The 12,352-nt window shown below is 59.3% G+C and carries 12 protein-coding genes and 1 pseudogene; 6 read left to right on the top strand and 7 right to left on the bottom strand.

Annotation, left to right across the window (positions count from 1 at the left end; all coding sequences use genetic code 11):
- The first annotated feature begins 14 nt into the window (after positions 1–14).
- Together P3T23_RS41605 and P3T23_RS41610 are read left to right on the top strand one after the other, a co-directional pair.
- On the top strand, positions 15–1,079 hold the full coding sequence (locus P3T23_RS41605) for an alkene reductase (protein WP_429321882.1): 1,065 nt from the start codon (positions 15–17) through the stop codon (positions 1,077–1,079).
- A 158-nt stretch (positions 1,080–1,237) separates the two neighbouring features.
- Positions 1,238–1,897 carry a VTT domain-containing protein gene (locus tag P3T23_RS41610; protein WP_429321883.1) on the top strand — a complete coding sequence of 220 codons (660 nt, stop codon included), beginning with the start codon at positions 1,238–1,240 and terminating at the stop codon, positions 1,895–1,897.
- 75 nt (positions 1,898–1,972) lie between these two features.
- Here P3T23_RS41610 and P3T23_RS41615 read toward each other — a convergent pair whose 3' ends face one another.
- Both P3T23_RS41615 and P3T23_RS41620 read right to left on the bottom strand, forming a co-directional pair.
- Entirely contained in the window at positions 1,973–2,806 is an 834-nt protein-coding gene (locus P3T23_RS41615) for an AraC family transcriptional regulator (RefSeq protein ID WP_429321884.1), read from the bottom strand.
- 148 nt (positions 2,807–2,954) lie between these two features.
- Entirely contained in the window at positions 2,955–3,407 is a 453-nt protein-coding gene (locus P3T23_RS41620; protein WP_429321885.1) for a DUF2000 domain-containing protein, read from the bottom strand.
- A 494-nt stretch (positions 3,408–3,901) separates the two neighbouring features.
- Between P3T23_RS41620 and P3T23_RS41625 the strand changes: the two genes are divergently transcribed.
- Positions 3,902–4,222: a DUF4148 domain-containing protein gene (locus tag P3T23_RS41625; protein ID WP_429316385.1), complete on the top strand. Its 321-nt coding sequence runs from the start codon at positions 3,902–3,904 to the stop codon at positions 4,220–4,222.
- A 554-nt stretch (positions 4,223–4,776) separates the two neighbouring features.
- On the opposite strand, the pseudogene P3T23_RS41630 reads toward P3T23_RS41625, so the two are convergent.
- Both P3T23_RS41630 and P3T23_RS41635 read right to left on the bottom strand, forming a co-directional pair.
- Positions 4,777–5,106, bottom strand: a pseudogene (locus P3T23_RS41630) (amidase); the annotation flags it as partial.
- Between the two features lie 382 nt (positions 5,107–5,488).
- Positions 5,489–5,764 carry a zinc-binding dehydrogenase gene (locus P3T23_RS41635; protein WP_429321886.1) on the bottom strand — a complete coding sequence of 92 codons (276 nt, stop codon included), beginning with the start codon at positions 5,762–5,764 and terminating at the stop codon, positions 5,489–5,491.
- Between the two features lie 71 nt (positions 5,765–5,835).
- On the opposite strand from P3T23_RS41635, the gene P3T23_RS41640 reads away from it, so the two are divergent.
- Complete coding sequence (locus P3T23_RS41640; protein WP_429321887.1) at positions 5,836–6,036, top strand: hypothetical protein; 201 nt, start codon at positions 5,836–5,838, stop codon at positions 6,034–6,036.
- 541 nt (positions 6,037–6,577) lie between these two features.
- Positions 6,578–6,931, top strand: coding sequence for a BON domain-containing protein (locus P3T23_RS41645; protein WP_429321888.1), 354 nt, complete (start codon positions 6,578–6,580; stop codon positions 6,929–6,931).
- A gap of 292 nt (positions 6,932–7,223) precedes the next feature.
- Here the strand turns inward: P3T23_RS41645 and P3T23_RS41650 are convergent, their stop codons facing one another.
- Positions 7,224–8,099, bottom strand: a complete 876-nt coding sequence (locus P3T23_RS41650; RefSeq protein ID WP_429321889.1) for a sulfite exporter TauE/SafE family protein — start codon at positions 8,097–8,099, stop codon at positions 7,224–7,226.
- Between the two features lie 615 nt (positions 8,100–8,714).
- Between P3T23_RS41650 and P3T23_RS41655 the strand changes: the two genes are divergently transcribed.
- A complete protein-coding gene (locus tag P3T23_RS41655; RefSeq protein ID WP_429321890.1) occupies positions 8,715–9,734 on the top strand; it encodes a LuxR C-terminal-related transcriptional regulator in 1,020 nt (339 codons plus the stop codon).
- 337 nt (positions 9,735–10,071) lie between these two features.
- Here the strand turns inward: P3T23_RS41655 and P3T23_RS41660 are convergent, their stop codons facing one another.
- Complete coding sequence (locus P3T23_RS41660; RefSeq protein WP_429321891.1) at positions 10,072–10,989, bottom strand: hypothetical protein; 918 nt, start codon at positions 10,987–10,989, stop codon at positions 10,072–10,074.
- A 682-nt stretch (positions 10,990–11,671) separates the two neighbouring features.
- Positions 11,672–11,842, bottom strand: a complete 171-nt coding sequence (locus P3T23_RS41665; protein ID WP_429321892.1) for a hypothetical protein — start codon at positions 11,840–11,842, stop codon at positions 11,672–11,674.
- Positions 11,843–12,352 lie beyond the last annotated feature (510 nt).

Below are 12,352 nucleotides of genomic sequence, written 5' to 3' on the forward strand. Positions count from 1 at the left end.
AAAGGTGAACACATATGCCGACTCTTTTTGACCCGATCCAGATTGGCGATCTCACGTTGCCCAACCGCATTTTCATGGCGCCGCTGACGCGTCAACGCGCAGGCAAGATCCGCGTGCCGAACGCGCTGATGGCGAAGTACTACGCCGAACGCGCATCGGCGGGCCTGATCCTGAGCGAAGCGACGTCCGTCACGCCGCAAGGCCTCGGTTATGCCGACACGCCGGGCATCTGGTCGGAGGAACAGGTCGCGGGCTGGAAGCTCGTCACGGAAGCCGTGCACAAGGCCGGCGGCAAGATCTTCCTTCAACTGTGGCACGTCGGCCGCGTCTCGGACCCGGTTTTCCTGAACGGTGACCTGCCCGTTGCGCCGAGCGCGATCGCCCCGCAAGGTCACGTCAGCCTCGTGCGCCCGAAGCGTGAATTCGTGACTCCGCGCGCACTCGATCTGGCGGAAATCCCGGGCATCGTCGACGCGTACCGCAAAGGTGCGGAAAACGCGAAGGCGGCCGGTTTCGACGGCGTCGAAGTGCACGGCGCAAACGGCTATCTGCTCGACCAGTTCCTGCAGGACAGCACGAACCATCGCACCGACGAGTACGGCGGTTCGATCGAAAACCGCGCACGTCTGCTGCTCGAAGTCACCGATGCGTGTATCGACGTGTGGGGCGCAAACCGCGTCGGCGTGCACCTCGCGCCGCGTGGCGATTCGCACACGATGGGCGACTCCGATCCGGCAGCGACCTTCGGCTATGTGGCGCGCGAACTCGGCAAGCGCAGGATCGCGTTCATCGCAGCGCGCGAATCGCTCGGCGACAACCGTCTCGGGCCGCAACTGAAGGAAGCGTTCGGCGGCCCGTACATCGCCAACGAAAAGTTCACGAAGGAAAGCGCGCAGCACGTGCTCGACGCGGGTGAAGCCGACGCCGTCGCATGGGGCAAGCTCTTCATCGCGAATCCGGATCTGCCGCGCCGCTTCGAACTCGACGCCTCGCTGAACGAGCCGATTGCCGACACGTTCTACGCCGAAGGCGAGGCGGGCTACACGGACTATCCGTCGCTGGAAGCCGTGAACGGATAACACGCAGGGTCTCCGGTAACAGGCGCGGGGTGCGCGACCGGTATCTGCCGGTCGCGCACCCCGCGCTTTTCCGTGCGCCATGCGTCAGATCAAAAAGCCATGTTCGCGGCGACCGGGCGGGACTACACTCCTGAAACCTGAATCCCGCACGACTTCCGATGGACCTGATGCACCTGCTGCAGGTTGCCCTGCACTTCGACAGCCACCTCGGCGGCCTGATCGAGCAATACGGCACGGCCGTGTACGCGATGCTGTTCGCGATCGTGTTCGTCGAAATCGCCTTCCTGCCGCTCTTCTTTCTGCCTGGCGACCCGCTGATTTTCATCTGCGGCGCGTTCGCCGCAACCGGCGCGCTCAACGTATGGCTCGTGATACCGGTGCTGTTCGCGGCGACGGTGGGCGGCAGCATCATCAACTACTGGATCGGCAGGGCGATCGGCGAGAAGGTCTACACGGCGAACTACCGATGGCTCGATAAAAACGCGCTGCGCCGCGCGCATGCGTTTTACGAAGCGCGCGGCGGCCTGACGTTCCTACTGTCGCCGTTCATCGCTGTGGTGCGCACGTTCGCGCCGTTCGTCGGCGGTGTCGCACGCATGACGTTCGCGCGATTCGTGTCGTTCGTGGTGCTGGGCGCAGCGATCTGGATCGTCTCGCTCGTCATGGCCGGATATCTGTTCGGCAATGTGCCCTTCGTGCGCAATCATATGAGTTCGATCGTGCTGCTCGGCGTGGGACTCGGCGTTGGCTCGCTGCTCGTGAGCGGCTTGTGGCGTCTCGTCCATGGGCGGCGCCCACGGGTCTCATCCGATACCTGAGCCCTTGCGGGGTGCGGTGGCATTCATCACCATAGCGGTTCGCCCACGACGGTAAACGGTGGCAGAAACTCAGCGTCATGAGAAGGCGGCCTGATAGACCTTCGGCGTCACGCCAGTCTGCTGCTTGAACACGCGCGTGAAGTGCGACTGGTCGGCAAAACCCATTCGCGCGCTCACCTGGGCAATGGGCCTACCGGCTCGCAACAACGGCATCGCACTGCGCACGCGCTCCTGTTGCTGGAAGGCATGCGGGCTCAATCCCGCGTCGCGTACAAAGGCACGCAGCAGCACGAAAGGCGTCACGCCAAACTCGCACGCAAGCGTCGACAAGGTCAGGTGTGCGTGCAGTTCGTCGCGCAGGCGGGACTTGACCGCGCGCACCAGCGCAGGCTCGCTGCGCACCACGGGCAGGTCGGCAGACCGGCCCGCGTGTCGGGCATGCAAGCCGATGACGGCGCGGGCCAGCGTTTCACTGCGCTTGAAGCAGTCCTCGTCCACCTCGGAACACCAGTTCACGCCATAGAGCTGCTGCGACAGTTCAGCGTCGACGACGAACGGACTCGGCATGTCGAACCGCTCGCGCCGGGGAATGCCGAGCTTCTCGCAGTAGGCGGCCAGCGCTGCGGGCTGCACATGCGCCACGCGCATCTTCCATTGCCCATCGCCGGCGGCCGAACCGGCGTGCACCACGTCGGCATCGATGACGATCACGTCGCCACGGCGGCACACGCGTCGCTGGTCCTGAACTTCGACCGCCAGCGCCCCACCCGTAATCACCGCAAGGCAATGCGTGTCGTGCGCGTGCGGCGGATAGCGGTGGCCGACGAACTGGCCCTTGAGCATGACGGCGTCCATGACGTCAGGCGCATGCCAGAGCTTGATCGACTTCGTCGGTCCAGTGGTGTTCATGCTGAGGCTGCCCCTGGAAGTGGCTGGAAGATCTCATCATATTCCTCTAGCCTCGGCATCGGCATGCGCGGCTGCTCGTCGAGGCGGGCGACGAAGTCGCCCCAACGCTTGAGCGTGTCGACTCGCTGAGCGGTGAGGTTTGCACCCATCATGCGAACAGGGCGAAGCCACCGACCAGTTTGCCGACCTTCTTCCTGGGCCCGACCAGCCCGACTGCCAGGTACTGGAGGGACTCAGCCGGCAGCGCGCGCACCGCGTGTAGAAAGGCGTCGTAATCGACGGTGGCCTGTCCTTGCACAGGAAAGTCGACCACGTCGCAGTACGACAGCGATTTCTGGCGCAACGCGTTCAACTGGTCAGCCGTGGCTTTGAGAACCGGGATGCCAATGGGAATGAGGCCAGGGTGCGACGTGCCGTCCTGCTCTCGCAAGGGCTCTCCGACGAGATGGCTGTGGCGCTGGCCCAGCGTGAACGCCACCACTGCAGCGGCGTTCGAGGCTTTACCGGGCGGGAGCGCTTCGTCCACGACGATGACACAACGCTCCGGCTCGGGCGTGGCTTCAATGGCGTTAGCGCCGCCTGGTTCGTTTTGCAATAACAAAGCATCTCTCCAGAAAAACAAGCGATGGAGGAAATGCTAGGTAGATTCAGGCCAGAAGTATTGAACGATCTTGCAGCGAGCCGAGGTCGTGTCGGCGACGATGACACGCTCGAATCTCCACCTCTTGTGGCGGACAACGCCAGTAGTATTTCAGGCAGGCCGACACCGACGAGCGGGGGCAAGCGACTTCAGCGATCGTCTCGTGCCGGCCCGGTAACAGACGATCGCAAATCGTGCGCGACCCGGCTCTGGCAAGCTGTCCATGTACCGCCTACCCGCCTACCCGCCCACCCGCCCACCCGCCACCAGGGCAGCCTGACAAGAGCCCCGTCGTCGGGTCTATACTGACCTGCCATCACCATTGGCAGGTTTTTGCTAACAGTGAATTCGAAAATTAGGTATTTACCCTGGTCGACACGCTCTCTAGAGTGTATTCAACGGCTGCAGACAAACGTGTTTGTAGCTCCGCAGAAAACAATCTGGAGGTAGTCATCATGAAGTCGCTCATCAAAGCTGTTGCTGTTGCCCTCGTTCTTGCCGCTCCGGTCGCTTCGTTCGCGCAGTCGAACCAACCCGTGACGCGTGCACAGGTACGTGCCGAACTCGTGCAACTGGAAAAGGCCGGTTACAACCCGTCTGCAGCTGACGACGCAACCTACCCGGCGCAGCTTCAGGCTGCGGAGGCTCGCGTAGCTGCGCAAAACGGCACGGCGCAAGCTGCAACCAGTGACGTCGGTGGGGTCACCGACGGCGCGTCACAGTCGGGTCGTCCTGAAGTCGCTGCGGGCGCGAAGTCGATTTACTTCGGTCGCTAAACCGTCAGGCTGGAGGGGCTGCTGGCGGTCCACCCGGGCCTCGAGGCATTGCAATGCGGACGCGCTGAACGTCGGCGCGCCCGCTCGTATCAAACTGCGTTGCCATCGGGATCACATCAACTGGCGGGCAGGTGTCAGATCCGACTCTCCGCCCCTCGGACGCTGACGGCCAGATCTGAGCAGGCAGTTCTTGCTGTTGCCGCAACGCAGTGTAGAAAGGGTCACGGTCTGGCATTGCGGTATCGACGTTCTGTCTCCGGCGCAAGGCAACCCTGATGTTCGTCACAGCCTTACAGGAATGGAGCCAACCATGGTCGAGACGATTGTCGGTGTCGCTATTGGACTCCCGGTTTTGGTCGTTGCCGTTGTTTTCGCTGCCGGACTCTATCGACAGGAACATCTGCGCAATCGCGTGATCAGGTCGATAAGCGATCGTTTGTACGATTTCTCTCGATCCAGGGATTGACGATGCGTCGGGCGGGCGTTGGCAGGTCCGCGCGACGTGCCTTGCCAAAGCCCTGCGGCCCGATCGCGCGGACTCTCTTCGCACCTGGCTATGTCATGGGATCGATCGGAGAGGGAGGCGTACCTCGTGCCTCTATCGCGTTGCCCGCCTGCAAACACAAATCTTCCCGAAAGTGAGCGGCGACGATCTGTACGCCGACCGGGACTGAACCAACCAGGTTCGTAGAAACAGTCAACCCCGGCAACCCCATGGCGGGCAGTGCTCTCAACGTGAGTTGCGCTTCCCACACACGCTGGAAAGCCGCCTCGCCCTGCAGGTCAAGCCCGTCAGGGAAAGGCAGTTCAGCCGAAACCGGCAGCAACAGCACCGGATACCTGGCGAGGAATAGACGCCATTGACGCGTCAAGGTTGCAGGGCGTCTTTCGGCGTTCCGCTGTCGGCAAACGGAATTCGTTGGACTAGCCCACAGATAGCTAGACTCGAAAGCACAGAATTGACTGGACTGCCGGGAAAGCGCGGAAAGCGAAGGACTGCCGCGCGGCGCAGTTGGCTCCCGGCAACGTGCCGATGAGGCTTGGTTCAGAGCGGGCGAGAGGCGCTTGACGGACCCACTCCGGACGGACAGGTTCCCCAATAGCGGTCGCTCGCGAGCGTGAAATCAACGACGGTACGCCACAGCCAAGGCGCTGGGAAAGACTGTTCTGAACATTAATTCGGCGCTTCAGCGGACATCCGTGACACGTCCAGAGGACAAAAGGCGCCAGCGGGCGCCTGTCTTGTTGTGTGTTTCGCAGCGTCGCTTAGTCAACCATATCGACGATCTTGCCGATTTGCTCGTTTGATCCGAGGAAGCGGGTTGCTTCCTGGATCTGATCGAATTTGAAAGTCCGCGAGATAAGCGGGACGAGAGCGCCCGATTCCAGACCCTCGCTAATGAATTCCTTGGCGCGTTCGAGAAGAGCGTCGTGGCGCGTGATCTCGATGTAACGATAACCGCCTTGGATCGGCCTGGTCTGGCGCAGGCGACAAGCTGAAGACAAACGCGCTGGAACTGTTGACGGCCTAACAGTTAGCACATCACAGCGCCTGCATCATTGCGGGCGGTGGAGTGTGCCCACCCATGCAGTGAACAACAAAAGACAACGCCATGAAAAACAAACTAACCGCCTGGCTGCGCCGACTCACGACGCGCGCCCCTGTCACCGACGCGCAACGCCGTCTAAAGGCCGCGTTTAATCAGGGGTATGAGGGTTACCTGCTCGGCGAGGCCAATCCGCACCCGCCAGGCAGTGACCTGGCCAAGGCTTGGCAGAAGGGAGCCGACGCGTCGTGCGTCACGCACTGGTAAGCCCACCGGACGCGAGCCACTCTCGCAGCCAGAGCGCGCATTGTGCTGCACGGATAGCGAACAAGCAGAGGGGGCAACCGGTGAGCAAACTTGCAAACGAGTTCCCCACGATCGTCGACGATCTGGGCCGAAGCATCGAACGTCGCTTCCTGGCCGATCTCTGCCCGACGCGGTCGGCCGTACCCGACCCATAGCGGTCCTGAACAGGCGCCCGGGCGGTTCATTGGCGCCGAAGAGACAAGCCGCGAACTCGCTCTTTGGCCAGTCTAAGAGCTGCTCAATCTCAGAGCCACGTAAGTCGTCAACCGAGTCGCAAGGATTGTCGTTGCCGCCTTCGTTTTGATCCGGATGCCGAGGCCTAGGTGAACTGCTTCGTGCCCAAATGATGCTTGAACCGACGGCATCGCGAGTACCCTGACCCGGTTCATCCGTGTATCGGCAACTGGCTCATTTTGGCGTCGGCAGCAACACGTTACCATCCAGGCGCTCAGGTAGCGTATCTTTGACTCACGATCTGCCAGGCCGAACAAGAGAGGCAATCATGAAAGCATGCAACGTCGTGAATGTGCTCGTCGTCGTGGGATGCGTGACGCTGACATCGAACGTCTATGCGCAAGCCAGCAACGCCATGCCGATGGCGTCGAGTCCGGCTGCAAGTTCAGGCAAGGCGACGCCAGCGGACAAGAAGCTGGCTCGCGATGTACGCAAGGCGTTATCGAAAGCGCCCAACTTCAACGTGTCGAACGTATTCGTCAAGGCGCGCGGCGGTGTCGTGACACTATCCGGCAGCGTGCCGGACGGTCCTCAGATCCAGCAGGCCGCGGAAGTGGCGATGGGCGTGCCGGGTGTAACGTCGGTGAGTAACCATCTGGCGCTCTATACGAAAGGGTATTAACCCTTCAGGGCGGCGCCGGGATGTACTGGCCGTTTTCAGCCGTGAATATCGAAAGAGGAGCCGCCGCTCTGTGCAATTTCACGCGCTGCTACCGGCTGAAAATCCTGCTTCCCAGGTTCAGGCCCGGCACGGCAATTCATACCGTGTCAGCCCGACCGGCAGAACCTGGCTAGATCACGGGGTGATACGTTTTGAAGGTGCAGTGGTTGTTGGTGCGACGCCAACATGAACAGAACCCGGCAAATCGCACAGGGTAACCGTTGCCGAAGCGAAAAGCCCGTTTTCGGCTCGACTACGCGAAGTAGCTGATCCCCGAGGCGATCATTAGCAAGTTCACGGCACGAGCGAAATGATTGTCTGACAGCCGCCTGTAGAGCGTCATGCCAACAGCGGTTCCGAGAAGCGCAGCGGGTATGCAGAGCAAGTCCGCCGGCTCGAACCCGACCTTGCCGGCGGAATGTCGCAACAGACTGATCGTTGCGAGGGCGGCTACCTGCATGATCAAAATGAACGGCTGGAACATGGCGCGCTGGCGCTCCTTGCTCCATCCCTTGAAGCCGCACCAGATGGTGACAAATGCACCGGGAAACCCGGCGGCACCTCCGGTGATGCCCCCGAGAAATCCGGCGAGGACATCGAAGGCCATATTCTGACGACGGATAACTAAAGGCTTACGGACAAGCATGTAACAGCCGTAAAGGACAAGAAACACGCCAAGCACATGGGTGTAAACATGACGATCCAGCTTCAACAATACCGTTATGCCAACCGGCAGGCCAAATGCGCCGCCAATCAGGAAAGGAGCAAGTTTTCGCCAGCGGATCGTTCGTCTTAGTGAGCAGACCATCGCTGTCTGGTTGGCGATACTGCAGACGATCATGATCTGGACGATCTGCACGGGGTCGCTGGCTAGATGGAACAGCATGGCGCCGCAGACCGCGGAGAAGGCGAATCCGGCGATGCTGGAAACTGCGGACGCAAGAAGAATGGCGCCGATGACAACTGGCTTTAGTCCGCCCTGATTGGAAAACACGAGGCAGATCGCAGTGGCAACGATGAGTATCGACCACTGAACCTTACTACGCCAGGCACGCCAGTTGACTGTCGTACTCGACGAAAGCACCGATCCAGCGGCGCTTTCCGGTTCAGGCTGTGGTTCAACCTCCATCGCTCTAGCCCCACTTCGGCACACTCTCGGACGGACGGGGCCTTTCAAGCCCTGTTGGTGCTGCAAGGCCAGGCTTGCGGATGCGATACACGAAGCCGGCCCGTCGGGGACCAATTGTCTGCTCAATATGGATCCAGGACTTTCCGCTTTATTCCAGAAACGTGTGGTACCGCACACTTCAGGTGGTTGGCTGCACTCACAAATTTCGCCACTGACCCTTGCTAACCAGGTTGCCGGATTTCGGCTGGCCGTTTGCTGATGTGGAGCGGACGTCCGTGTCGCTGAGTAACGGAACCGGTGAATGTCGACTCGTGGCCGAACCCGGAAGCTCGAAGGCTGTCGCGTCCTGCTGCGTTCCCTAGCCTCGCTTAACGTGCGGCGGTCCAGCTGAAGCAGCGCGTCCGTTCGCAAGAGACTACCAAGGCTTGCCAACGCGAGGTCGCCTGATCCCAGTCTCACTCTGTATTTCAATTTCGGCTACGACCAGGATATCGACGTGTCGCGCTTCTTAAAATGCGTGCCCGCCATTTCGTTCTGGTTTTGGCGGCTCGCCCCGTCCGTTCTGCAAGTAGGTGCGGCGTGCGTTCCAGCCGGGACACACGTGGGGCGGCAAATATGCATATTCTTTTCGCTGGGCCTGCCGGGCTGTTTCGCGAGGGCGTCGCACGCCTTCTCGGCGATCTGGTCCCCTGCGCCGAGGTCAGATTCGCAGACTACGCTGCCTCGGGGTCCGAAGTCAGGTTAGCCGCTGACCTGCTCGTGCTGGATGGCGATCACGTGAGTGAAGCACTCGAAACCGTCGGCGCGGCACGTCGCAGCACGGCCGCCCTGCCGATCGTCGTGCTGCTGACGACGCTCGATTCCCGGATCGTCGAGAGTCTCATTACCGCCGGTGCGGCGGGTTGTGTCGACAAATCGGATTCCGCGGACGTGCTACGAGGCGCGCTGCGTCTGGTGCTGGCGGGTGGCATGTACCTGCCGCCGACGCTGTTCAGTTTCGTGGTGAACGGGCACGAACCATCCGCAGACACGTCGATGCGGTCGAATGCAGTGCCGCAAGACAGTGCCTGTGCGCTTACTCCGCGACAGATCGAGGTTCTGGCGCTCGCGGCGCGCGGAGACTCCAACAAGTCGATCGCACGCCAGCTCAACATTGCCGAGGGGACGGTCAAGGTTCATCTGTACTCCGTGTACAAGGCGCTCAAGGTCGGTAGCCGGAGCCAGGCGAGCATAGCTGCGATGCGGCTGAATAAGGTCAGCGACGAACAGCTTCATAAGGCACTGTCTGGTCAACTGTCGGTGGGGAGACTGCTCACCCATATGGTGCGCAGTCAGTTCAGGTCAGGCGAAGTGCTGTTCCGGAAGGGTGATCGGAGCGACGCGCTCTATTACGTTGTGCGCGGCAGGTTCAGTCTGCCGGAGATCGGCATCGAAGTGGGGCCCGGTGCGATCCTCGGGGAGATCGGTATGTTCTCGACTGACCATCGCCGCATGTGTACAGCGCGCTGCGAGAGCGACAGCGAACTGCTTTCGGCTTCGGCGACGGATGCCATGCGCCTTTACTACCAGGATCCCGAGTTTGCAACCTATCTGACATGTCTCATTACGCGCCGGCTCCACCCCGACACGCGGTGACCGGCCGATCCCACTGACAACACTCTCACGCGATTTTTGTGCGCTTTCCGCACCCGGAGTGTCAGTGTCCAGACAGCAGAAATCGTCTCAGTGCCGGTTGCCAGTCCACACGTCCGCATGCCAATGCTGCTGGATCGAGGGGCGTGACGGTCCCAAGTCGACCCACTGCCGCCGGTCGCGCTGTCTGGGGTCCAACGGCGGGTAACTGAGCACTCCGGTCATCCACGCGGGCTTCTCGGGGACAGTAGCTCGGCCATTGTCGTCATTCGTGTACCCGCGTGGGACAGGTACGAGGCCCGCTTTATCGAGTACGTGATCGAAGCATTGCGCTGATAGGTCATCCGGTCAATTGGATAAGTCTTGCGAAAGCCGGGGCGCTTGTTGTATTAACTATGATTTCCGCGAAGATAAGTATACATGTGCTCATGCTTGCGACGGCTATAAGTAGGGCGAAGAGGACGCGTGGAGTGCTACGTCTATGAGCCCGGTTTAAAAATATACAATATTGCGTTGTCAAGAAAATTGTCTCGATATATCCAAGCGGTTTAGAAAAGAGGAAAGATAAATCCGTCTTGTATATCATCCAATCGATTGCTTGATTTGACGCAATGAAGAGCCCGTAATATCCAAAAAAATACTGTGTCAATGTAATTGAGGTTTTGAGTGATATAGATTTCGGTCTCACGGATAAGTGATATATGGCGCCACCAAGTAGAATAAAAAACATCAAAATAATCTGAGTTAAGGCGTTTATTGCTCGGGCACGCCCGGCGTCGGACTTCGCGTGGCTTATATAGTCTCTGGCGAGTGAGGCGTCTAGTTTGTCGAGATACAATGCTATGTCAGTGTCTGAAGTTGATCCAGCCAAAGATTCGATTTGGTGAGAAACGCGTGCAAATTCGTCAGCGTCCGTATCCTGCAAAACATAAAGATACTCGGCGTCATGTTTGCTTACTTTGAAATCGAGACAAAAAGCAGCCACCTCGTTCGCGGGCAAACCCAACGTCACGTAGAACCAGTCAGTGCTTGGTTTGACGTGCTCTATCACCGTGAACGAAGCGATGAGAACTGCTAACCCCATCGATGCGCAAAGCTTTGGTCCGAGAACAATATGGCCTGTTCCGCACAATATTTGATCGGCGGTCTTTCTAGGATGTGTTCCGATTCTTAAGCATATTTTGACGAAAAAAACCACTACCTCGGCCTTTCGATACAGCGGGCGCAGTGCATCGAAAAGCCATTGCAGAGTTTGCATGAGCGACCCCTAGGTGAGCGAACGCCGCATAGTTCAAGTGCACGTTCAATCATAGGCGACTGACTATGGAAAAATAGAGGATGTGTGGGCGGTCGCACAAAACCGCCATTCGCGTAAGCACCCTTGTGCTCGTTAGATATAGGCCGAGAGGAATACTAATCCAAGATGCAAGCCCGGATTTAGCGGGTGGCGCTTCATTGCCGCATTGCGCCTCATACCCAACGCGGCGAGCGGTGGCTAACGATATCCGCCCAGCACAACGGTTCGGATTGAGCTCGTCCGTCAGGTTCAGGAGTAGGGCAGCCGTTCCAACGGCCGGTTTCCAAGCTCGCTGAACGGCAGGTTGTGGCCCCACCCGGTCGAACGCTAACTTCGATCGATCGCTGATCGCGGCGGGTATGCGAACGGCATAAACCGACCCTGAACAGCTCTTCAGATTAGCCAATAGCGGCCGTTAAATATATGTGGCTAACATCGCTGGTAGCGATACCGCCCGTGCTCTACACTCGTGTCGGGTTGCCCTCAAGATAAATATTTCAAGTGCCCTACGTGTCGTTGACAATTTTAAGCCTGTCACTTCAATGAAAAAAACGGTTCTGATTGTTGCGGCAGCAAGTTTCTGCGGATGCGCCAGCACTGCGCCAACGAAAATTGGCGCATCCCCATATCTGCAGGCGCTGTGTTAGCCTTGCGCCAGAAAGGCATGCCCACCTTGATCGCGGGCGCCGGCATTTGCGATGGCTTTACCCGCAAATTTTCCCACCGTTCGGGTCAACTGACCGTCGAGTATAACGACCATGTTTTGCACAAAATGTGGCTCCTCTAACCAGAGCGATGCCTGTTTTTGCTTCAAATGCGGCTCACCGCTGCGGGATGTCGAGGTCACCGGCCAAACTTCACCGCAGTCCGATCAAGCTTTACCGGCCGGGGAGGCAACCCAAACGCTTCCCCTTTCTTCAGCCTCTCATGCTCGACGATCCAACTTTATATTGAAGCATTGGCGCGGAGATTATTCGCTTGGATTTTCTTACTGGATTATCGGTTCCCTTCTTTCGGCCGTTGTCATAGCACTCACCGCTTGGGTCGGATCAACTGACGAGATTCGACAACTCGACCCGATAGCGACCGGACTCTTCATTCTGTCTTTTTACACCTTTGTTGTGATTCTGACGCTGTGGCAATTCGTCGGGGTGTGGCGCTCTGCCGAAAAACATACCCAGAGAGGTGGGAAGGCAGGCTGGGCTGCTCTTGCTAAGGTAATGGTCGTTCTAGGGAAACGCTGATTTATTCAGCTCGGTGGTCATCGCTGGCGTAGCTGAGGACGTTATAGAAGGCAGCTCACGGAACAGACTCACGATGATGA

The organism is Paraburkholderia sp. GAS448 (genome assembly GCF_050435685.1).
Classification (GTDB): Bacteria; Pseudomonadota; Gammaproteobacteria; order Burkholderiales; family Burkholderiaceae; genus Paraburkholderia.